At 61.8% G+C, this 21,399-nt stretch carries 18 protein-coding genes and 1 tRNA gene; 13 read left to right on the top strand and 6 right to left on the bottom strand.

All coding sequences use genetic code 11. The features are described from left to right. Positions 1 to 5 precede the first annotated feature (5 nt). Complete coding sequence (locus M0954_RS21815; protein ID WP_297355448.1) at positions 6 to 749, bottom strand: TIGR00730 family Rossman fold protein; 744 nt, start codon at positions 747 to 749, stop codon at positions 6 to 8. A 1-nt stretch (position 750) separates the two neighbouring features. Between M0954_RS21815 and polA the strand changes: the two genes are divergently transcribed. The 3 genes from polA to M0954_RS21800 all read left to right on the top strand — a co-directional run bounded on the left by polA (position 751) and on the right by M0954_RS21800 (position 6,056). After that, positions 751 to 3,504: a DNA polymerase I gene (gene polA, locus M0954_RS21810; protein ID WP_122157665.1), complete on the top strand. Its 2,754-nt coding sequence runs from the start codon at positions 751 to 753 to the stop codon at positions 3,502 to 3,504. Positions 3,505 to 3,670: 166 nt separating this feature from the next. Further along, positions 3,671 to 5,026: an NAD(P)/FAD-dependent oxidoreductase gene (locus M0954_RS21805; RefSeq protein ID WP_122157666.1), complete on the top strand. Its 1,356-nt coding sequence runs from the start codon at positions 3,671 to 3,673 to the stop codon at positions 5,024 to 5,026. Positions 5,027 to 5,186: 160 nt separating this feature from the next. Further along, positions 5,187 to 6,056 (top strand): dienelactone hydrolase family protein, encoded by an 870-nt coding sequence (locus tag M0954_RS21800; protein ID WP_122157667.1) that lies wholly within the window; start codon positions 5,187 to 5,189, stop codon positions 6,054 to 6,056. A gap of 89 nt (positions 6,057 to 6,145) precedes the next feature. On the opposite strand, the gene M0954_RS21795 is transcribed toward M0954_RS21800, so the two are convergent. Together M0954_RS21795 and M0954_RS21790 are read right to left on the bottom strand one after the other, a co-directional pair. After that, complete coding sequence (locus M0954_RS21795) at positions 6,146 to 7,015, bottom strand: sulfurtransferase (protein WP_122157668.1); 870 nt, start codon at positions 7,013 to 7,015, stop codon at positions 6,146 to 6,148. 218 nt (positions 7,016 to 7,233) lie between these two features. After that, a complete protein-coding gene (locus tag M0954_RS21790) occupies positions 7,234 to 8,340 on the bottom strand; it encodes an aromatic ring-hydroxylating dioxygenase subunit alpha (RefSeq protein ID WP_122157669.1) in 1,107 nt (368 codons plus the stop codon). A gap of 286 nt (positions 8,341 to 8,626) precedes the next feature. On the opposite strand from M0954_RS21790, the gene M0954_RS21785 reads away from it, so the two are divergent. The 4 genes from M0954_RS21785 (at position 8,627) to folE2 (ending at position 12,791) form a co-directional block, all read left to right on the top strand. After that, positions 8,627 to 8,932 (top strand): exodeoxyribonuclease VII small subunit, encoded by a 306-nt coding sequence (locus tag M0954_RS21785; RefSeq protein WP_297355446.1) that lies wholly within the window; start codon positions 8,627 to 8,629, stop codon positions 8,930 to 8,932. Further along, positions 8,929 to 9,810, top strand: coding sequence for a polyprenyl synthetase family protein (locus tag M0954_RS21780; protein ID WP_133893741.1), 882 nt, complete (start codon positions 8,929 to 8,931; stop codon positions 9,808 to 9,810). The genes M0954_RS21785 and M0954_RS21780 overlap by 4 nt, the downstream gene beginning before the upstream one ends. An 85-nt stretch (positions 9,811 to 9,895) precedes the next feature. Beyond that, positions 9,896 to 11,803: a 1-deoxy-D-xylulose-5-phosphate synthase gene (gene dxs, locus M0954_RS21775; RefSeq protein ID WP_133893740.1), complete on the top strand. Its 1,908-nt coding sequence runs from the start codon at positions 9,896 to 9,898 to the stop codon at positions 11,801 to 11,803. Positions 11,804 to 11,981: 178 nt separating this feature from the next. Continuing rightward, on the top strand, positions 11,982 to 12,791 hold the full coding sequence (folE2, locus tag M0954_RS21770; RefSeq protein WP_297355444.1) for a GTP cyclohydrolase FolE2: 810 nt from the start codon (positions 11,982 to 11,984) through the stop codon (positions 12,789 to 12,791). Between the two features lie 60 nt (positions 12,792 to 12,851). On the opposite strand, the gene tsaD is transcribed toward folE2, so the two are convergent. After that, the gene (gene tsaD, locus M0954_RS21765; protein ID WP_122157674.1) at positions 12,852 to 13,880 is read right to left on the bottom strand and encodes a tRNA (adenosine(37)-N6)-threonylcarbamoyltransferase complex transferase subunit TsaD; all 1,029 of its coding nucleotides are present in this window, start codon (positions 13,878 to 13,880) and stop codon (positions 12,852 to 12,854) included. Between the two features lie 79 nt (positions 13,881 to 13,959). Between tsaD and M0954_RS21760 the strand changes: the two genes are divergently transcribed. The 4 genes from M0954_RS21760 to dnaG all read left to right on the top strand — a co-directional run bounded on the left by M0954_RS21760 (position 13,960) and on the right by dnaG (position 18,087). Beyond that, positions 13,960 to 15,177, top strand: a complete 1,218-nt coding sequence (locus M0954_RS21760) for an NAD(P)/FAD-dependent oxidoreductase (RefSeq protein ID WP_297355442.1) — start codon at positions 13,960 to 13,962, stop codon at positions 15,175 to 15,177. 68 nt (positions 15,178 to 15,245) lie between these two features. Continuing rightward, positions 15,246 to 15,458 (top strand): 30S ribosomal protein S21, encoded by a 213-nt coding sequence (gene rpsU / locus M0954_RS21755; protein WP_122157676.1) that lies wholly within the window; start codon positions 15,246 to 15,248, stop codon positions 15,456 to 15,458. A 224-nt stretch (positions 15,459 to 15,682) separates the two neighbouring features. After that, positions 15,683 to 16,129 (top strand): GatB/YqeY domain-containing protein, encoded by a 447-nt coding sequence (locus M0954_RS21750; RefSeq protein WP_122157677.1) that lies wholly within the window; start codon positions 15,683 to 15,685, stop codon positions 16,127 to 16,129. 92 nt (positions 16,130 to 16,221) lie between these two features. Next, positions 16,222 to 18,087: a DNA primase gene (gene dnaG, locus M0954_RS21745; protein ID WP_297355440.1), complete on the top strand. Its 1,866-nt coding sequence runs from the start codon at positions 16,222 to 16,224 to the stop codon at positions 18,085 to 18,087. Between the two features lie 23 nt (positions 18,088 to 18,110). On the opposite strand, the gene M0954_RS21740 is transcribed toward dnaG, so the two are convergent. Then, positions 18,111 to 18,452, bottom strand: a complete 342-nt coding sequence (locus M0954_RS21740) for an RNA polymerase subunit sigma (protein ID WP_297355465.1) — start codon at positions 18,450 to 18,452, stop codon at positions 18,111 to 18,113. On the opposite strand from M0954_RS21740, the gene rpoD reads away from it, so the two are divergent. Further along, a complete protein-coding gene (rpoD, locus tag M0954_RS21735; RefSeq protein ID WP_297355438.1) occupies positions 18,340 to 20,553 on the top strand; it encodes an RNA polymerase sigma factor RpoD in 2,214 nt (737 codons plus the stop codon). The two genes, M0954_RS21740 and rpoD, sit on opposite strands and share 113 nt — an antisense overlap. Positions 20,554 to 20,717: 164 nt before the next feature. Beyond that, positions 20,718 to 20,805: transfer RNA gene (locus M0954_RS21730), tRNA-Ile, on the top strand. A gap of 399 nt (positions 20,806 to 21,204) precedes the next feature. Here the strand turns inward: M0954_RS21730 and M0954_RS21725 are convergent. Then, on the bottom strand, positions 21,205 to 21,399 hold a 195-nt coding region (locus M0954_RS21725), incomplete at its 5' end, for a helix-turn-helix domain-containing protein (protein ID WP_297355436.1).

The raw sequence follows: 21,399 nt of genomic DNA, 5'->3' as shown, positions 1-21,399 counted from the left end.
TCAGATCACAGGTAGAACATCCGGTCTTCATCGGACTTCGCAGGATGCGGTTCTGCCTCGTCGCGGTCTTCGTAGAACTTCAGCACCGCTTCGAGCACCTGGTCCGGGTCGTCGATCACCTGCATCAGGTTCATGTCGTCCGGATTGATCAGGCCCATCGGCACCAGCGATTCCTTGAACCAGCAGAGCAGACCTTTCCAGAATTCGCCACCCACCAGAATGATCGGCACATGGCGCGACTTCTTGGTTTGAATGAGCGTGAGCACTTCGGCCAGTTCATCCAGCGTGCCGAAGCCGCCCGGCATCACTATCACCGCATCCGAGTTCTTTACGAAGGTGACCTTACGCGTGAAGAAATGGCGGAAACGCAGCGAGATGTCTTGCCACTGGTTGCCCGATTGCTCGTGCGGCAGCTCGATATTCAGGCCCACTGACGGTGCCTTGCCTGCATGAGCGCCCTTGTTGGCCGCTTCCATGATGCCGGGGCCGCCGCCGGAGATCACCGCAAAGCCCGCGTCAGAAAGCTTGCGCGCGATTTGCATGGCGAGTTTGTAGTACGGCGAGGCCGGTTTCAGACGCGCTGAGCCATAGATACTGACGGCCGGGCGAATCTCCGAGAGGTACTCGGTCGCCTCAATAAACTCTGCCATAATCGTGAACATCTGCCACGATGCGCGGGCCTTTTTGGCTGTCGCGCGCTCTTGATCTGCGAGCGATCGCAGACTCGGACTCACTTTTCTCTTGTTCATAATGCCTGAAGAACGAATCCTGGAAGCTGAGCTGGAAGGTAAGACCCTGCTACTGGTTGACGGTTCGAGTTATCTGTACCGGGCCTACCATGCGATGCCTGATCTGCGCGGACCCGATGGCGGACCGACCGGTGCGCTGTATGGGATCATCAACATGCTGCGGCGCATGCGCAAGGAAGTCACAGCAGAGTATAGCGCGTGCGTGTTCGACGCCAAGGGCAAAACGTTCCGCGACGACTGGTATCCCGACTATAAAGCGAACCGTCCGTCGATGCCGGAAGACCTCGCGCGGCAGATCGAACCGATCCATGTAGCGGTGCGAGCGCTTGGCTGGCCGCTGCTGATGATTGACTACGTCGAAGCCGATGACGTGATCGGCACGTTGAGCGTCGCCGCCGAGAAACGCGGCATGAAGGTGATCGTCTCGACCGGCGACAAGGATCTGGCGCAGCTCGTGACGGACAAGGTCACGCTCATCAACACGATGACCAACGAGACGCTCGACCGTGCCGGCGTGGTGGGCAAGTTCGGTGTGCCGCCGGAGCGGATTGTCGATTATCTGTCGTTGATCGGAGACACCGTCGACAACGTGCCCGGCGTCGAGAAGTGCGGTCCCAAGACGGCCGTCAAGTGGCTTACGCAATACGAAACGCTCGACGGCATCGTCGCTCATGCTGACGAGATCAAAGGCGCAGTAGGCGACAACCTGCGCCGTGCGCTGGATTTCCTGCCCATGGCGCGCAAGCTCGTGACCGTGGATACGGCATGTGAGTTGACGCCGCATCTCACATCGATCGAAGAGAGCCTGACGAGCCGCCCCGAAGCGCGCGACGAGCTACGCGATATTTTCTCGCGTCATGGCTTCAAGACGTGGCTGCGTGAAGTCGAAGTGGCGGAGGTCGTGGAAGGCCCGGGCGCTGGTGTGGATGTGGCACCTGTGATTGACGGCGAGCGTAAATACGACACCGTACAGACGTGGGAACAGTTCGACACGTGGCTCGCGAAAATCAATGCGGCGGAACTGACCGCATTCGATACTGAAACCACCGCGCTCGATCCGATGCTGGCGCAACTCGTCGGCATTTCGCTGTCGGTCGAGGCGAACTCGGCAGCGTACATTCCGGTGGGTCACCGCGGGCCGGATCATCCCGAGCAGTTGCCGCGCGACGAAGTGCTCGCGAAGCTGAAGCCGTGGCTCGAAAGCGCCGAGCATAAGAAGGTCGGTCAGCACATGAAGTATGACGAGCAGGTGCTCGCGAATTACGGCATCGCGATGAACGGCATCGAGCACGACACGCTCTTGCAGTCGTATGTGCTCGAATCGCATCGCACGCATGACATGGACAGCCTCGCGCTGCGCCATCTCGGCATCAAGACGATCAAGTACGAAGAGGTCGCGGGCAAGGGCGCGGGGCAGATCGGCTTCGACGAAGTCGCGCTCGAACAGGCCGCCGAATACGCAGCGGAAGATGCCGATATCACGTTGCGCCTGCATCAGGCGTTGTATCCGCAGGTTGCGGCAGACGCGGGCTTGAAGCGCGTATACAGCGACATCGAGGTGCCCACGTCTCGCGTATTGCGCAAGATGGAGCGCAACGGCGTGCTGATCGACGCTGAAAAACTGCGCCTGCAAAGCAATGAAATTGCGGCGCGGCTGATCGAGTTGGAGACCGAAGCTTATGTTTTGGCCGAGGGCGAATTCAATCTCGGCTCGCCCAAGCAGATCGGGCAGATCTTCTTTGAAAAGCTGCAATTGCCGGTGGTCAAGAAGACGCCCAGCGGTGCGCCTTCGACCGATGAAGAAGTCTTGCAGAAGCTGGCTGAAGACTATCCTTTGCCCAAGCTGCTGCTCGAACACCGTGGCCTGTCGAAGCTGAAGTCCACGTATACCGACAAACTGCCGCGCATGGTCAACGCGCAAACGGGCCGCGTGCATACCAATTATGCGCAGGCCGTGGCGGTCACCGGACGGCTTGCTTCGAACGATCCGAATCTGCAGAACATCCCCGTGCGCACGGCGGAAGGCCGTCGCATTCGCGAGGCGTTCATTGCGGCGCCGGGTCACAAGCTTGTGTCCGCGGATTATTCGCAGATCGAACTGCGTATCATGGCGCACATCTCCGGCGATGCGTCGCTGTTGCGCGCCTTCGCTCAGGGCGAGGACATTCACCGCGCCACCGCTGCGGAGATCTTTAGCGTGACGCCGCTCGAAGTTTCGAGCGACCAACGGCGCGTCGCCAAGGTAATCAACTTTGGCCTGATCTACGGAATGAGCGCGTTCGGGCTGGCTGCCAATCTCGGCATCACGCGCGACGCGGCGAAGCTCTATATCGATCGCTACTTCGCTCGCTATCCCGGCGTCGCGAGTTACATGGATGAAACCCGCGCGAGCGCGAAGGAAAAGGGCTACGTCCAAACCGCGTTCGGGCGCCGGCTATGGCTGCCGGAAATCAACGGCGGCAACGGACCGCGTCGCCAGGCGGCGGAACGCGCTGCTATCAACGCGCCGATGCAGGGCACCGCCGCCGATCTGATCAAGATGTCGATGATCGCCGTGCAGGACTGGCTGGAGGCGTCGAAGGTCGGCACGCGCATGATCATGCAGGTGCACGACGAACTGATCCTCGAAGTGCCCGACAGCGAGCTGTCAGAAGTACGCAAGCGTTTACCTGAGCTGATGTGCGGCGTTGCCACGCTGAAAGTGCCGCTGGTCGCCGAGGTGGGTGCCGGCATGAACTGGGAAGAGGCACATTGACGCAGACCTGGCTATCAAGCGATATCGTCGTGCGCATGTCACATATGCGCTTTGATGGCTTGTGGCAAACCCTGCTGCTCGCAGACAATCTCTGACAGACGGCTCCTTGCGCGGATGACGCTGGCCGTCTCGACGCACAACCGATCGGCAAATACGGAGAACTGCGATGCATCGTTTTATCGTCGTTGGTGGAGGTGCGGGAGGACTGGAACTGGCGACGCGTCTTGGCGATCGCTATTCCCCACACAAGAACAAAGGCGAGGCGCGTGTGCAGGTCACGCTCGTCGACCGCAATCCAACCCATATCTGGAAGCCGCTGCTGCACGAAGTGGCGGCCGGCAGCATGGACCCGTTCACGCAGGAACTTGCCTATGCGGCGCAGGCGCGCTGGCATCACTTCGAGTTTCAGCAGGGCGAGCTGAAGAGCCTTGACCGCACGGCGAAGCGCATCACGCTTGCGGCCGTGATGGACGACGAGGATGGGGCGGAACTGCTGCCGCAACGCGTGCTGGAGTACGACACGCTGGTAATTGCCATCGGCAGTACGACGCATTTTTTTGGCGTGCAAGGCGCGCCTGAATATTCGCTTGCGCTCGATACGGTCAGTCAGGCCGAGCGTTTTCGCAAACGCCTGATCGCTGCCTGCGTGCGCGCGGAGCACCAGGCGCACGAACTGGTGGAGTCGACGCCGGATGCGACGATCCCGTCGACGGAGCCGCGCATTCAGGTGGCGATTGTTGGCGGCGGCGCGACGGGCGTCGAATTGTCAGCGGAATTGCGTAACACCGCTCAGGTCTTGTCTGCGTATGGGTTGCATAAGCTCGATCCGCGTAACGACGTTGGCATTGTACTGATCGAGGCGGGACCGCGGATCTTGCCGGCCTTGGCGGAGCGCGTGTCGACCGCGACCGCGGAACTGCTGACGAAGCTGGGCGTGAAGCTGATGACCGGCGAAACGGTTGCCGAAGTCGCGCCCGGAGTGGTGCGGACTGCTAGCGGCAAGGCGATCCGTGCCGACCTGACTGTTTGGGCGGCGGGCATCAAGGCGCCCGCGATCCTGAGCCAGCTCGACGGCCTGCCGGTCAACCGGCTCGGCCAGCTGGTCGTGCGCCGTACCTTGCAAACCGAAACCGACGACAACGTTTTCGCGCTCGGCGATTGCGCCGCTTGTCCGTGGCCGGGCAACGAACGCAACGTGCCGCCGCGAGCGCAGGCCGCTCACCAGCAAGCGAGTTTCCTGCTGAAGGCGCTGGCCGCGCGGCTCGAGAATCAGCCGCTGCCGGAATTCACCTATCGGGACTTCGGTTCGCTCGTGTCGCTCGGGCATTTCAGCGCGGTGGGCAACCTGATGGGCGGGGTGATCGGCGGCAATATGCTGATCGAAGGCCTCTTTGCGCGCTTTATGTATATGTCGTTGTACCGGCTGCATATTGCCGCGCTGCATGGGTACGCGCGCATGGTGCTCGACACTTTCGCGCATTGGCTGCGCCGTACGACGCTGCCACGGGTGAAGCTGCACTAAGGCTGAGGCTGAGGTTCGGGCAGAGGGCGGCTCAAGGCCGCCATTCGGGCGCCAGGCGGACATCAGGCAAGCCACTGCAAGAGGATGCGCACGAGCGTATCCTGTGGCCTTCGCCTCGTCCGTCACCGCCGTTCACTGCCCATCACTCAAGGAGTGCTGCATGCTGAAGCCCGAAGTCGACAGCCTGGTTCCACACGTTCCCTTCAATCGACGCACCTTCATCAAGGCCGCACTCGGCACCGGATTTGCGGCCGCCGTGTTGCCGGTGTCCGCACAAACCATCCATACCGATAGCGAAGGGCTCGAAGCCGGCGAAATCGCCGTGCATTCCGGCGACACGCTGGTGCCGGCCTATCGCGCGCAGCCCGCGGGCAAGACGCATCTGCCGGTGATCATCGTCGTGCACGAGATCTTTGGCGTGCATGAGCATATCTCCGACGTCTGCCGGCGCTTCGCCAAGCAGGGCTATCTGGCGATTGCGCCAGACCTCTATGTGCGGGAAGGCGATGCATCGGTGTATCCGACGATCCAGCAACTGAGCGAGCAGCTGGTCAGCAAGGTCCCCGATGAGCAGGTGCTGGGCGATATCGACGCGACGGTCGCGTGGGCTGGGCAAAACGGCGGCGACCTGAACCGGCTCGGCGTCAACGGCTTCTGCTGGGGCGGGCGGATTGCGTGGCTGTACGCCGAGCACAATCCGCGTGTGAAGGCTGGGGTGGCGTGGTATGGCCGGGTCGCTGGCGATCACACGGCAATGACGCCCGAGAATCCGATCGACCGCGTGGCCGACCTGCATGCGCCCGTGTTGGGCCTCTACGGATTACAGGATCAGAGCATTCCGCAGGACACCCTTGCGCAGATGAAGCAGCTGATTGCGCAAGGACCGGAGGCGGGAAGAGGCTCGCAGTTCGTCGTCTATGACGATGCGGGACACGCCTTTTTTGCGGACTACCGGCCGAGCTATAAGAAGGTCGACGCCGAAGATGGCTGGCGCCGCGCGCTGGTCTGGTTCAAGCAGCACGGGGTATAGGGTAGGCGCGGCGGTAAGGAGCGGTAAGGCGTGAGCGTAGGCATGACGGAGGGCGGGCACGCGGCCCACCCGACGCTCGCATGCCACCGTTACGGATTCGGCCCGGTCGCAACCGGTCGTGCCGGATTGGAACTCCACTCGCTCCACGAGCCTGCGTAAAGCGCCGCGCCATGCAGACCCGCGACCTCCATGGCCAGCGCGTTGACACACGCCGTCACGCCCGAGCCGCATTGCAGCACGACGTGATCGGGCGCGATGCCTGGCAACAGCGCCTGAAACTCCTCGCGTAGTGAATGGGCCGGCTTGAAGCGGCCGTCGGCCGTCAGGTTGTCCTTGAAGAAGCGGTTCAACGCGCCTGGGATGTGTCCGCCGACCGCGTCGAGCGTTTCGTTCTCGCCGCGATAGCGGTCCGCAGCTCGCGCGTCGATCACCACCCGCTCATGCGTGCCGAGGTTACGCTCCACCGCCTGCACGTCGAACGTGACAGCGAGCGGCGCCCCCGCCTTGAAATCGCCGGGACTTTGCGACGCAACATCTTGTGACAGCGCGTAGCCTGCTGCCTGCCACGCCTGCAGCCCGCCGTCGAGCAGCGCCACCGCATCGTGGCCGAGCCAGCGCAGCAGCCACCAGGCGCGCGCAGCGTACATGCCGCCTTGCGAGTCATAGGCAACGACCTGCTGGCCCTGCTTCAGGCCGCGTGCGGCCAGCACGGCAACCAGCTTGGCGCGGTCCGGCAGCGGATGGCGGCCATTGACGCCGGTCTTCGGGCCGGACAGGTCGTGGTCCAGGCTCAGATACTGCGCACCGTGCACGTGGCCCTCGGCATAGGCCTTTGCACCCGCCTCGGGATTGGCGAGATCGAAACGGCAGTCGATCACGAATACGCTGCCTGGTGCAGCGGCGAGCCGCTCCGCGAGATTCGTCGCAGAGATCAGCGTGGTGTAGTGGGTGTGCGGCATGACGGCTCCTCTGTCGACCGGGGTTAGCGCTTTAGCGCTTACTCCGGTCCCATGCAAGATAGTTGCGGAACGGATGACTTCGGTGCGGCGGCAGCGAGGACATCTAGCGAGTCCAAGCTGCTCAACCGACTGATGTGTTAAGTCTAAACAAAAAAAGACGGGCCGAAGCCCGTCTTTCCATGAATGCTATCACCGCGCGCGCCACATGGCGCTGCCGTTCAGATCGTGCCAAGCTCGCGCCGCAGGAACTCGTGGAAGTGCTGCATGCCGTCTTCCATCGGGCTCTGGTACGGGCCTACCTGCGACTCGCCTCGCTCCATCAGCGCGCGGCGGCCGGCGTCCATCCGTTCGGCGATCTCGTCGTCTTCGCGGGCCGTTTCCATATAGGCGGCGCGCTCAGCCTCAATGAACTCACGCTCGAACAGCGCGATTTCCTCGGGATAATAGAACTCCACGACGTTGGTGGTTTTCTGCGGACCGCGCGGAATCAGCCATGACACAACCAGCACGTGCGGATACCACTCGATCATGAGGCCCGGGTAGTACACCATCCAGATTGCGCCGAAGTCGGGGGCCTTGCCCTCGCGGAAGCGCAGCACCTGATCGTGCCACTTCCGATACGTCGGGCTGCCCGGCTTTTCGAGGCCCTTGTGGACGCCGACCGTCTGCACGCTGTACCACTCGCCGAATTCCCACTCCAGATCGTCACAGGAGACAAAGCTGCCGAGGCCCGGATGGAACGGCGCGACATGGTAGTCCTCGAGGTAGACCTCGATGAAGGACTTCCAGTTGTAGTTGCATTCGTGGACTTCGACGTGATCGAACATGAAGTTCGAGAAGTCGAAGTGCTGCTTGGTGCCCAGACGTGCAAGATCTTTGGCGACGTTGCGCCCTTGTGCTTCGAACAGCAGCCCTTGCCAGTTCTGCAGCGGCGTAGCGCCGAGATTCAGGCAGGGGTTGTCCGCGAAATGCGGTGCACCGAGGAGCTGGCCGTTCAGATCGTAGGTCCAGCGGTGCAGGGGGCAGACGATGTTCTCCGTCTGGCCGCGGCCGTTCAGCATGATGGCTTGCCGGTGGCGGCACACGTTCGACAGCAGTTCGATTTGTGACTGCTGGTTACGGACGAGCACACGCCCTTCGCTTTCGCTGGGCAAAGCAAAATAATTCCCCGCATCTGGCACCATGAGTTCATGGCCGATGTAGCGAGGACCTTTCTTGAAAAGGGTTTCGATTTCGCGCGTTAGAAGCGCTTCGTCAAAGTAAGCCGTGACTGGCAGCTGGCTGTGAACAGACCGCAACTGCAATGCATTGCTCAGATTGGACATTCCCACTCCCGTGAAGACGTGAAAGCAGTGAACAACCCAACCATCGAAGATTCGATTTAGGGAGCCCGCGATTATACCCGTTTCCCCTTCCGAGGGGCGACTAAGTGTCTGATTTGGGTCAAAATTGTGAAGATGGTTCACCCCTTTCATCCGAGCAAAAAGGATTTTTTTCTGTCACGCTCTGGTTGAGCCGTAAGGGACGCCAGCAGGGCGGAGGGAGTCGAGCGGGTCGGATAAGTCGCTTTTGCCGTAGAATGTCCGACTTGTTTTAATTTTGCGACCATTCATGGCGAAGACCGCGTCGAAAGATACCGCAGCAACAGCCGAAGGCGCCGACAGCACGGCGCTGCCCGAGAATTACGAAGCGGCGCTGGCGGAGCTGGAAGGGCTCGTTGCGCGGATGGAAGGCGGTAGTCTGAGCCTGGAGGAATCGCTGTCCGCGTACCGGCGCGGCGCGAGCCTCGTGACGTTTTGCCAGCAACAACTGGAAAAGGTCGAGCAGCAGGTGCGGGTCCTCGATGGCGAGACCCTCAAACCGTTGCCCATGAGTGGCGCAAGCACAGCCGCTACAGATAGCGGGGACGACCTATGACTTTCGAACAATGGATGCACTCGGTACTCGAGCGCGTCGAGACGGCACTCGGACACTATTTGCCGGAGCCGACCGTCGAGCCTGCGCAACTGCACGAAGCGATGCGCTATGCCGTTCTGGGCGGCGGTAAACGGGTCCGCCCGTTGCTTTGCCACGCCGCCGGCGAGCTGACCGGCGCACGTGTCGAAGGCCTCGACGCGGCCGCGGCGGCGCTGGAGATGATCCACGTGTACTCGCTCGTGCATGACGACATGCCCTGCATGGACGACGACGCGCTGCGTCGCGGCAAACCCACGGTGCATGTTCAGTATGATGAGCCGACCGCGCTGCTGGTCGGCGACGCGCTGCAATCGCAAGCTTTCGTTACGCTGACGGCCGACGTTTTGCCGCCGGCGCAACAGGCAGCGCTGGTGCGCGAACTGGCTTTGGCGAGCGGTTCGATCGGTATGGCTGGGGGCCAGGCGATCGATCTGGCGAGCGTCGGTCACAGGCTGACCCGGCCGCAACTCGAAACGATGCACCGCATGAAGACCGGCGCGCTGTTGCGTGCTTCGGTTCGCATGGGGGCACTGGCGGGCGAAGCGCCGGGCGCGGACGCAATGCGTTCGCTCGACGCCTACGCGGCCGCTGTGGGCCTAGCGTTTCAGGTCGTGGACGATATTCTCGACGTCACGACCGACTCCGCGACGCTCGGCAAAACGGCAGGCAAAGACGCGAAGGACGGCAAGCCGACCTACGTGTCGATTATTGGGCTCGAGGCGTCGCGCGAACTCGCCGCGCAACTGCGCACCGACGCCCACGCTGCGATCGCGCCGTTTGGTGCGCGGGCGCAGCGTCTTGCCGAACTGGCTGACCTGGTGGTGAACCGGGTGAGCTGAACGCGAAAGCCCGCCGCCGCGCATTCGTCACGATGAATGCGTGAATGAAGTGCGGGCGCGTAAGTTTTCCTACAATGGAACGACGATGTACGACTTGCTGAAAACCATCGACGACCCGGCAGACCTCCGCCGCCTCGATCGCCGCCAATTGCAACCGCTTGCAGACGAGTTGCGCGCCTACGTGCTCGACAGCGTCTCCAAGACGGGTGGACACCTGTCGTCCAATCTTGGCACGGTCGAACTGACGATTGCGCTGCACTATGTGTTCGACACGCCGCGCGACCGGATCGTCTGGGATGTCGGCCATCAGACCTATCCGCACAAGATCCTGACCGGCCGGCGCGACCAGATGCACACGCTGCGTCAGTACGGCGGCATCTCCGGTTTTCCGCGCCGCGCCGAGTCGCAGTACGACACGTTCGGCACCGCCCACTCCAGCACGTCGATTTCCGCAGCGCTCGGCATGGCCGTCGCCAGCAAGCTGCAGGGTGAGAACCACATGGGTATCGCCGTGATCGGCGACGGCGCAATGACGGCCGGCATGGCCTTCGAGGCAATGAACAACGCGGGCGTCGAAGACGACGTGCCGCTGCTCGTCATCCTCAACGACAACGACATGTCGATTTCGCCGCCGGTGGGCGCGCTCAATCGCCATCTGGCGCGTCTGATGTCGGGCCGTTTCTACGCGGCCGCACGTGCCGGCGTAGAGCGCGTGCTGCGCGTCGCTCCGCCGATGCTCGACCTCGCCCGTAAGCTCGAAGAGCATGCGAAGGGCATGATCGTGCCGGCTACGCTGTTCGAAGAGTTTGGTTTCAATTACATCGGGCCGATCGACGGTCACGATCTCGACTCGCTGATCCCGACGTTGCAGAACATCAAGGAACTGCGCGGTCCGCAATTCCTGCACGTCGTGACGAAGAAAGGCCAGGGATACAAGCTGGCCGAAGCCGATCCGGTGCTGTACCACGGTCCTGGCAAGTTCAATCCGGCGGAAGGGATCAAGCCTGCGACCACGCCTTCGAAGAAGACGTACACGCAAGTGTTCGGCGACTGGTTGTGCGACGCCGCGGAACTCGATTCGCGCGTTGTCGGCATTACGCCGGCCATGCGTGAAGGCTCAGGCATGGTGGAGTTCGAAAAACGCTTCCCGAACCGTTACTTCGACGTCGGTATTGCCGAGCAGCACGCCGTGACCTTCGCGGGCGGTCTTGCGGCGGATGGCATGAAGCCGGTCGTGGCGATCTATTCGACGTTCCTGCAGCGCGCCTACGACCAGTTGATCCACGACGTCGCTTTGCAGAACCTGCCGGTGGTCTTTGCAATCGACCGCGCGGGTCTCGTTGGTGCAGACGGCGCCACGCACGCAGGCGCATACGATCTGGCATTCCTGCGCTGTATTCCGAACATGACGGTGATGGCGGCTTCGGACGAGAACGAGTGCCGTCAGATGCTCTACACAGCGCTGCAGCAATCGAATCCGACGGCAGTGCGCTATCCGCGCGGTTCCGGCTCCGGTGTGGCGACGGTCAAGCAGATGACCGCTCTTCCTGTCGGCAAGGGCGAAGTGCGTCGCGAGACCGCGCAGCCGGCTGGCAAGCGGATCGCGATTCTGGCGTTCGGCACGATGGTTGCGCCGGCGCTGGCCGCAGCAGAGCAACTGGATGCGACGGTGGCGAACATGCGCTTCGTCAAGCCGCTGGATGCCGAGCTGGTGCGCCAACTCGCGGAGTCCCACGACTACATCGTCACGGTCGAAGAAGGCTGCATCATGGGCGGCGCGGGTTCGGCCTGCGTCGAAGCCCTGCTCGCCAGTGGGGTTATGCGTCCCGTACTACAATTGGGCCTCCCCGATCGCTTCATCGATCATGGGGATCCGGCCAAGCTGCTCGCGGAGTGTGGTCTGGATAGCGCGGGCATTGCTAAGTCGATCCGCGAACGCTTCACGGATCACGCCACGGGTGCCGCAGGCAAATCCGTCAAGCGCGTCGCGTAAGAGAGAGCCGGCGAGCGAGTCGCAAGGCCGAGCCGGGCGCCGAGGTGTACAGGCGCTATTGCGGCTATAGCAATCTCCAACTTGAATCGATGGGCCCTCGGGCCCATCATGCAACGCCGGCACCAGCCGGCGTTCGCCATTGCGTGTGTCGTTCCGCTCGGCTGCTGAGGAAAAGAACATGAATCAAATGAATCCCGCTTTTGTGATGCCCGACGTGCAAAGCACCGTCGACACCCGGCAGATCCCGATTCAACGGGTCGGCGTGAAGGCCGTGCGTCATCCTCTGACGGTGCGCGCACAGGGCGGCGATGTGCAGCCGACGGTCGGCACATGGAACCTCGACGTTCACCTTCCGGCCGATCAGAAGGGCACGCACATGTCGCGTTTCGTGGCGCTGCTAGAAGAGAACAAGGCGCCGCTGGAGCCGTCGACGTTCCGCAAGATGCTGGCTGCGATGCTCGAGAAGCTTGAGGCCGAAGCGGGCCGCATCGAAGTGTCGTTCCCGTACTTCGTCAACAAGACGGCGCCGGTGTCGGGCGTGCAAAGTCTGCTGGACTACGAAGTGACGCTGACGGGCGATACCCGCAACGGTGTTACGCGTGTGTTCCTGAAGGTGCTGGTGCCGGTCACGAGTCTGTGCCCATGCTCGAAGAAGATCTCGCAGTACGGTGCGCACAATCAGCGCTCGCATGTGACGATCAGCGCGGAGCTGTCAGATGACGTGCCGGTGGAAGACTTGATTCGGATTGCCGAGGAAGAGGCGTCGTGCGAGCTGTGGGGCTTGCTGAAGCGCCCGGACGAGAAGTTCGTCACCGAGCGTGCGTATGAGAATCCGAAGTTCGTCGAAGACCTGGTGCGTGATGTGGCGCAGCGTCTGAATGCGGATACGCGGATCGTGGCTTATGTGCTCGAAGCTGAGAACTTCGAATCGATCCACAACCACAGCGCGTATGCGGTGATCGAACACGACAAGCGGGCTAGCCGCTAAGCTGCCGCTTTAGCGGCCGTTTTCAATTGCAATCTGATGCACCCTCGGGCAATGCTTCTTTTAGCGCGCGAGCGAGGTCAGGTCCCAACGCGGTTTCACCGTGAATGCATAGTCCTTGCCCGATTGCGCCGGCCAGCGCTGCAGGCGCAGTGCGCCGGCTAGTGCAATCATCGCGCCGTTGTCGGTGCACAGTGACAGGTCCGGGTAATGGACGTCGAAGCCACGCTTCTTTGCAGCCGCCGAAAGCGCTTCGCGCAACTGCCGGTTCGCGCCTACACCACCCGCGACCACCAGCCGCTTGAGCCCGGTCTTCTTGAGCGCGGCCAGTGACTTTGCGGCGAGCACATCCACCGCGGCATCGACGAAGCCGCGTGCCAGATCGGCCTTGGCCTGTTCGCAGATATTCGCGCCACCGAGCTTCTTCACGTGCGTCAGCACCGCGGTCTTCAGGCCGCTGAAGCTGAAATCGAGGTCGCCTGAATGCAGCATTGGGCGCGGCAGCACGACTGCTCCAGGCGTGCCGAATTCCGCCAGCCTTGAGACTTCCGGTCCGCCCGGATAACCGAGTCCGAGCAGCTTGGCGGTCTTGTCGAAGGCTTCGCCGGCGGCGTCGTCGAGTGTCTCGCCGAGCGTCTCGTAGACGCCGACATCCGACACGCGCATCAACTGCGTGTGACCGCCGGAGACCAGCAGGGCGACGAACGGAAACGGCGGCGGCTCGTCGACCAGCAGCGGTGACAGCAAATGCCCTTCAAGGTGATGGATGCCGATGGTGGGCTTGTCCCACGCCATGGCGAGCGCATTGGCGATGCTGGCGCCGACGAGCAGCGCGCCAGCCAGTCCGGGCCCTTGCGTGTAGGCAATCGCGTCGATTTCGGCGCGCGCCGTGCCGGCGCGCTCCAGTACTTCTTCGAGCAGCGGCAGCGCGCGCCGGATGTGGTCGCGCGACGCGAGTTCCGGCACCACGCCACCGTACTCCCGATGCATCGCAATCTGCGAATGCAGCGCGTGCGCAAGCAGGCCGCGCTCCGTGTCGTAGAGCGCGAGTCCGGTTTCGTCGCAGGAGCTTTCGATGCCGAGAACCAGCATGTTCAGGTGCCCGAAAAGTAAAAAAGCAAGCCTTAAAGTATAGCAGTGCAGGGCAGGGGCCGCAGGTACAATGCGCGCCATGGAATCCTTCGATATCGCGGTCATCGGCGCGGGCGCGGCCGGCATGATGTGCGCGGCGGTGGCCGGGCAACTCGGACGCCGTGTCGTGCTGATCGACCACGCGCCGCGCCTCGCGGAGAAAATCCGCATTTCCGGCGGCGGCCGCTGCAACTTCACGAATCTGTACGCGGGACCGGCCAACTACCTGTCGGCGAATCCGCATTTCTGCCGTTCGGCGCTCGCGCGCTATACGCCGCGTGACTTCATGGCGCTACTCAAGCGCCATCACGTGACGTGGCACGAAAAGCACAAAGGGCAGCTGTTCTGCGACCAGTCGAGTGACGCGGTTATCGAGGTGCTGAAAAACGAGTGCGACGCCGGCGGCATTGCCTGGCGCCGGCCACTTGCCGTGGAGCAGGTGCGGCACGACGGGACCGAGGGCTATACCCTCGACACGCATGCCGGCGCGATCCACGTTCGTGCATTGGTGATGGCAACCGGCGGTCTGTCGATCCCCAAAATCGGCGCGACGGACTTTGCCTATCGGCTCGCCAAGCAGTTTGGCCACAAGCTGATCGACACGCGTCCGGCACTCGTGCCGCTGACGTTTGCGGCAGCCGACTGGGAACCGTTTTCGGCGCTATCCGGCGTTTCGCTGGAGGTGCAGATAGCAACGGGCAACAAGAAAACGGGCGCAGAGTTCGTCGAAGACCTGCTGTTGACCCATCGCGGGTTGTCCGGCCCGGGCGTGTTGCAGATTTCGAGCTACTGGCAGCCGGGCGAGCCGATCCACGTCAATCTGCTGCCGGAGCGGGACGCGGCCACTGCGCTGCTGGAAGCAAAAACCAGCACCAAGCGCCAGATTGCCAACCTGCTCGCGGAATGGGTCCCCACCCGGCTCGCCCACGTCTGGCTGGAAACGCACCAGATTCCCGCGGACGCGCGCATCGCCGATCTGCCGGACAAGACGCTGCGCCGCATCGGCGAGGCACTGTCGCGCTGGACGCTCACCCCAAACGGCACCGAAGGCTACCGGAAGGCCGAAGTTACGCGTGGCGGGATCGATACGCGCGACCTGTCGTCGGCCACCATGATGAGCGCCCGGGCGCCGGGCCTCTACTTTATCGGCGAAGCGGTCGACGTCACGGGCTGGCTTGGCGGCTACAATTTCCAGTGGGCGTGGGCTTCCGGCGTGGCCGCGGGCCAGGCTGCCGCGGAGTACGTAAAGGGGGCTTGACGCGGACGTGTCTTTGTGAGAAAGGTCTGCTATACTCCTGAACCTTTACAAAGTTCCGTTATTGCAAAATGACGATCATCCGCGTAAAAGAAAACGAGCCTTTTGAAGTCGCGATGCGCCGCTTCAAACGCACGATCGAGAAGAACGGCCTGCTGACCGAACTTCGAGCGCGCGAGTTTTACGAAAAGCCTACGGCTGAGCGCAAACGCAAGAAGGCATCGGCGGTGAAGCGCCACTTCAAGCGGCTGCACAGCCAGATGCTGCCAAAGAAGTTTTACTGATTCGGACGCCGCTGCGGTTTCTACGGAGCGTCGGCACGCAACCGGTGGCGGCGCTAAACGCAGCACCGTTTGGACAACCTGGCCGCGAGGGCCATCCTGGTCAAGCCGCATCTACTCCGCGAATTCGCACCAACCCGCTTGAGGAAGCAGTCCCAAGCGGGCTTTTGTGTTGATGTACCGCGCATGGCCAGATCTTTTTACATTCCAACGCATTCAGGTGAGTAATGAGTCTCAAGGATCGGATCAACGACGACATGAAGGCCGCCATGCGGGCCCGCGAAACCGAGCGTCTCGGCACCATCCGCCTGCTGCTCGCCGCGATCAAGCAGCGTGAAGTCGACGAGCGCATCGTGCTCGACGACGCTGCTATCACTGCCGTCATCGACAAGATGATCAAGCAGCGCAAAGACTCCATCAGCCAGTTCGACGCGGCCGGCCGCACGGATCTGGTCGACAAGGAAAGCGCCGAACTCACCATCCTCGCCGCCTACATGCCGGAGCAGCTGTCGGACGCGGAAATCGCCGCTGAAGTGCAGGCTGCGGTCACGCAAACTGGCGCTGCCGGCCCACAGGACATGGGCAAGGTGATGGGCATCCTCAAGCCGAAGCTCGCGGGCCGTGCCGATATGACCGCCGTGTCCGGGCTGGTCAAGGCTGCGCTTGCGAAGTAATTCGGTTTCTCCGGTGTTTTCCCGGTCTGCGCGGCCTGCTTCTGGACGGGCTAGCCGCGCAGCCTTCAGGTTTTAAAGGTAGCGCCCCCACTGTGATTCCGCATTCGTTCCTGCAGGATCTGCTGAACCGCGTCGATATCGTCGACGTGGTCGGCAAGTACGTGCAATTGAAAAAGGGCGGCGCTAATTTCATGGGGCTTTGTCCGTTTCATAACGAAAAGAGCCCTTCTTTTACGGTTAGTCCGACTAAGCAGTTCTATCATTGCTTCGGTTGCGGTGAGCATGGCACAGCGATCGGCTTCCTGATGGAGCACGCCGGCTTGACGTTTCCCGAAGCGGTCAACGAACTGGCGCAATCGGTCGGCCTGACGGTGCCGCAGGAGCCGTCGGCGAATCAGGGCGGCGGAGGCGGCGGTTATTCGCCGGCGGTTTCGAAGGCTGTGACGACGGCGCTGTCCGATGTGATGCAAACGGCTTGCGACTTTTACCGTAAGCAGTTGCGCGGCGCGCCCAACGCGATCGAGTACCTGAAAAAGCGTGGCTTGACGGGCGAGATCGCACTGCGGTTCGGGTTGGGTTACGCGCCCGACGGCTGGCAGAATCTGGAAATCGCGTTTCCTAACTATCGGGACGACGCGCTGGTGGAGTCGGGTCTCGTGATCGTCAGCGAAAAGGCCGACGCTCAGGGTCAGAACCGCCGCTACGACCGCTTTCGCGAGCGGATCATGTTCCCGATCCGCAACGTCAAAGGTCAGGTGATTGGCTTCGGCGGCCGCGTGCTGGACGGCGGTGAACCCAAGTATTTGAATTCGCCGGAAACGCCTCTATTTAACAAGGGCAGCGAGTTGTACGGGCTGTTCGAGGCGCGTCTTGCTATTCGTGAACAGCAGTACGTGCTGGTGGTCGAAGGGTACATGGATGTGGTCGCGCTGGCTCAATTAGGGTTTCAGAACGCGGTCGCCACGCTGGGCACGGCCTGTACGCCGATTCATGTGCAAAAATTACTGCGTCAGACGGATACAGTCATTTTTAGCTTCGACGGCGATTCAGCCGGCCGCCGTGCGGCGCGCCGGGCGCTCGACGCTTGCCTGCCGCACGCGGCGGACAACCGGACCATCCGCTTCCTGTTCCTGCCTACGGAGCACGATCCGGACAGTTACGTGCGGGAGTTCGGCACCGAGGGATTTGCCGAGCAGGTGGAGCGGGCCATGCCGCTGTCGCAGTTCATGCTGAACGAGGTGCTGGCGGGCAAGGAGCTGGACCAGCCGGAAGGCCGGGCGCGCGCGCTGTTCGACGCGAAGCCGCTGCTGCAGGCGTTGCCGGCCAATGCGCTGCGTGCGCAGATCATGCATATGTTCGCCGACCGGCTCGACGTGCCGTTCGACGAGGTGGCCGCGTTATGCGAGGTCGATTCCCGGATTGCTGTGGCCGCGCGCCGGGCGCCGGCCCGCAAGGACCGGCGCAGTGTGACCGGAATTGAGGAAAAAACGCTCCGTAACCTCGTGATGCATCCACGGACGGTTGCGGTGCTGGACGAGGAGGCCGAGCAGGCGCTGCTGACGATTACGCGCCACGGCGAGCTCTTTGAGGAAGTGGCGACGCACGCCCGCGCGCTCGGCGACGCGGCGGAGTTCCAGTTGCTGTCCGATCTCTTGCGAAATGGCGCTAACGCCCCGACTTTCGAGGAAATCTTTCGCAAAATTCTGGACTATGATGAAAACGTTCGGGATTTGTTGCTGAAGGACCCTACGGATGCGGCCGTCATCGAGGAACGGCGCGAGCAGGAACGGATTGTCGGCGAGGAGCTGAAGGCCGCAATCCTGAAGATGCGCTATGACGCCTATTGTGAGCGGCTCGAGCAACTTTCACGGCAATCGAGGCACACCGCCGAGGAATTTGCTGAACTGACGGATCTGAATCAGAAACGGGCTGACATGAAGCGTCAGCTCGGGCTGTAAGAAGGGTGGGCTGAGGCCAGGTGCTACAATAAAAGGTTTTCAGCGGTTTGTTTTCCAGGCAAAAGGCGAAAGGCGATTGCAATGGCAAAGACTACAGGCGGAAAGAAAGGGACAGGCACGGGCTCCGAGGAGCCAACCATCAAGGTCACAGGGGCCAGGTCCGCTTCCTCCGCGAAAAGAGCGTCTGCCGCAAGCGTTACGTCCGCTGTGAGGAAGAAATCCTCGACTACTTCCGCCGCGCAAGCGGCGTCGGTGAGTACGGCGAAAGCCGCTACGCCGGTTGCGAAGCGGCCGAGTGCCAGAAGCGCAAGGGAAGCCGTTGCCGCCCAGGACGATGCGGTAATGCGCGAGACTCCAGTATCCACGGTTCCGCCGGCTGTTGTCCAACAGCCGCGAGTCGAGACTACAGCCGGTACGGCGAACTCCATGACGAAAAAGCTGAATGAAGTATCCGTCGATGACGACGCAACCCCGAGCGAGGAAACTACTGCAGCTCCGGGCAAAGGCGAAAAGGCCAAGGCACGCGACCGCCGCGCGAAGGAAAAAGCGCTACTGAAAGATGCTTTCGCGTCCTCCCAGCCTGGCACCGTCGAAGAGCTTGAAGAGCGCCGCTCGAAACTGCGCGCGCTGATCAAGCTCGGCAAGGAGCGCGGCTTCCTGACCTACGCCGAAATCAACGATCACCTCCCGGATAACTTCACTGAGACCGAGGCGATCGAAGGCATCATCAGCACGTTCAACGACATGGGTGTGGCCGTCTACGAGCAGGCGCCCGATGCCGAAACGCTGCTGCTGAACGACAACGCCCCGGCAGCCTCGTCAGACGACGAAGTCGAAGAGGAAGCCGAAGTCGCGCTGTCCACCGTCGATTCCGAATTCGGCCGCACCACCGACCCGGTCCGCATGTACATGCGTGAAATGGGTACGGTCGAGCTGCTGACGCGCGAAGGCGAAATCGAAATCGCGAAGCGGATTGAAGACGGCCTGAAGCACATGGTGATGGCTATCTCCGCGTGCCCGACGACGATCGCCGACATCCTCGCGATGGCTGAGCGCGTCGCGAACGAGGAAATCCGTATCGACGAACTGGTCGACGGCCTGATCGATGCCAACGCGGAAGATGCGGATGGCTTCTCCGTGCAGGAAGCGGAAGCGATCGAGAGCGAAGAGGAAGAAGCCGAAGAGGGTGAAGAGGAAGACGAGGAAGACGACGATGGCGCGGCGCAAGCCACCGCCAACGCTGCGCAGATGGAAGCGTTGAAGCGTGCCTCGCTCGAGAAGTTCGCCCTCATCAGCGAATGGTTCGACAAGATGCGTCGTGCGTTCGAGAAGGAAGGCTACAAGTCGAAGTCGTACCTGAAGGCTCAGGAAACGATCCAGAACGAGCTGATGACCATTCGCTTCACCGCGCGTACTGTCGAGCGTCTGTGCGACACGCTGCGTGCTCAGGTGGACGAAGTGCGTCAGGTCGAGCGTCAGATTCTGCATACGGTGGTCGACAAGTGCGGCATGCCGCGTGCCGAGTTCATTGCGCGTTTCCCGGGCAGCGAAACGGATCTCGAGTGGGCCGACAAGATCGTGACGGAAGGTCACGCGTACAGCGCGATCCTCACGCGTAACATCCCCGCGATCCGCGAGCAGCAGCAACGTCTGCTGGACCTGCAGGCGCGTGTCGTGCTGCCGCTGAAGGACCTGAAGGAAACCAACCGTCAGATGGCGGCCGGTGAACTGAAGGCCCGTCAGGCCAAGCGTGAAATGACCGAGGCTAACCTGCGTCTCGTGATCTCGATTGCGAAGAAGTACACGAACCGTGGTCTGCAGTTCCTCGATCTGATCCAGGAAGGTAACATCGGCCTGATGAAGGCCGTGGACAAGTTCGAATATCGTCGCGGCTACAAGTTCTCGACGTACGCCACTTGGTGGATCCGTCAGGCCATCACGCGTTCGATTGCGGACCAGGCACGTACCATCCGGATTCCGGTTCACATGATCGAGACGATCAACAAGATGAACCGCATCTCGCGTCAGATTCTGCAGGAAACCGGTCTCGAGCCGGATCCGGCAACGCTGGCGGAGAAGATGGAGATGCCGGAAGACAAGATCCGCAAGATCATGAAGATCGCGAAGGAACCGATCTCGATGGAAACGCCGATCGGTGACGACGACGATTCGCATCTGGGCGACTTCATCGAAGATACGAACACGGTTGCCCCAGCCGACGCAGCGCTGCATGCGAGCATGCGCGATGTCGTGAAGGACGTGCTGGACTCGCTGACGCCGCGCGAAGCGAAGGTGTTGCGGATGCGTTTCGGTATCGAGATGAGCACCGATCACACGCTCGAAGAAGTCGGTAAGCAGTTCGACGTGACGCGTGAGCGGATCCGTCAGATTGAGGCGAAGGCATTGCGCAAACTGCGTCACCCGAGCCGTTCTGACAAGCTGAAGTCGTTCCTCGAAGGGAACTGATCGAGGAGCGTCGGGCTACTGCTGCGGATATAGGGGCTTCCTGGTCGTTTTGCTCACGCGAAGCGGTCACGGAAGCCCCTTTTTCGTGTAGTATGTCGGCCAATCAGCGAATAGGCCCGGCCTCTGTTTAGACCGGGTCTTTTTGTTGGTTTCATATCATCTCAGGGCCGGACGCCGTGCTGGTTGCAGGCAGCGGACTCATAATCCGCCTCCGAAAGGACACCGTGGGTTCGACTCCCACCCGGCCCACCAAAGAGATCTCATTGGCTTCCAGAGAAGTCCAGTATTGACTTGCAGAACAACACCGCCTAGGCCCTCGGAGAATCTCGAGCAGGCCGACAGGGTCAAGTTCAATGCACTGGCACCCCGCACACGAACGCAACCGAAGCTGACGCGAAATGCGCTCATGCTTGGTCATCGATAAGCGTCCCGCTGGATTGTCCATCGTCAACAGCATTTCCGCCATCTTCGCTGTAGCCGCGGAAATATGGCCTTGAATGACCGAGGCTTCAGCTTGCAATGCGCCTAGCGCCGGATTCGGCATGTCCCCGTGACCGGGCCGAGCCGCGGCGGCGGAGATTTGGGCTGCGCTTCACGTGTTACCCATGAGGGAAGACCAACGGGAGGTTCTTGCCGCGAGCCTGCAGAAACCTAGCCCTTCGCGCGGCGTTTCAAGAAGCTTGGGGGATGGCCGTAGAACTTCTTGAAAGCCTGCGCATAGGAGCCTTCTGTGGCATACCCTACTGCAAGTGCAACGTCGAGTTCCCGCATGCCAGACATGTGCATTTCAAGAGCCCTTGTCATCCTCACGTGATTGCGCCACTGCTGGAAGGCCATACCAGTTTG

Source organism: Paraburkholderia sp., assembly GCF_026225065.1.
Lineage (GTDB): Bacteria > Pseudomonadota > Gammaproteobacteria > Burkholderiales > Burkholderiaceae > Paraburkholderia.
The sequence above is the reverse complement of the archived record's forward strand: the minus strand, read 5'-3'. Positions and strand labels throughout refer to the sequence as shown.

Coding starts and splice junctions, on each gene's coding strand:
- polA (WP_122157665.1), top strand. CDS start 751: ATGCCTGAAGAACGAATCCTGGAAGCTGAGCTGGAAGGTAAGACCCTG.
- tsaD (WP_122157674.1), bottom strand. CDS start 13,880: ATGCTGGTTCTCGGCATCGAAAGCTCCTGCGACGAAACCGGACTCGCG.
- folE2 (WP_297355444.1), top strand. CDS start 11,982: ATGAATCAAATGAATCCCGCTTTTGTGATGCCCGACGTGCAAAGCACC.
- M0954_RS21780 (WP_133893741.1), top strand. CDS start 8,929: ATGACTTTCGAACAATGGATGCACTCGGTACTCGAGCGCGTCGAGACG.
- M0954_RS21805 (WP_122157666.1), top strand. CDS start 3,671: ATGCATCGTTTTATCGTCGTTGGTGGAGGTGCGGGAGGACTGGAACTG.
- rpsU (WP_122157676.1), top strand. CDS start 15,246: ATGACGATCATCCGCGTAAAAGAAAACGAGCCTTTTGAAGTCGCGATG.
- M0954_RS21795 (WP_122157668.1), bottom strand. CDS start 7,015: ATGCCGCACACCCACTACACCACGCTGATCTCTGCGACGAATCTCGCG.
- dxs (WP_133893740.1), top strand. CDS start 9,896: ATGTACGACTTGCTGAAAACCATCGACGACCCGGCAGACCTCCGCCGC.
- M0954_RS21815 (WP_297355448.1), bottom strand. CDS start 749: ATGAACAAGAGAAAAGTGAGTCCGAGTCTGCGATCGCTCGCAGATCAA.
- M0954_RS21790 (WP_122157669.1), bottom strand. CDS start 8,340: ATGTCCAATCTGAGCAATGCATTGCAGTTGCGGTCTGTTCACAGCCAG.
- M0954_RS21760 (WP_297355442.1), top strand. CDS start 13,960: ATGGAATCCTTCGATATCGCGGTCATCGGCGCGGGCGCGGCCGGCATG.
- M0954_RS21750 (WP_122157677.1), top strand. CDS start 15,683: ATGAGTCTCAAGGATCGGATCAACGACGACATGAAGGCCGCCATGCGG.
- M0954_RS21800 (WP_122157667.1), top strand. CDS start 5,187: ATGCTGAAGCCCGAAGTCGACAGCCTGGTTCCACACGTTCCCTTCAAT.
- M0954_RS21785 (WP_297355446.1), top strand. CDS start 8,627: ATGGCGAAGACCGCGTCGAAAGATACCGCAGCAACAGCCGAAGGCGCC.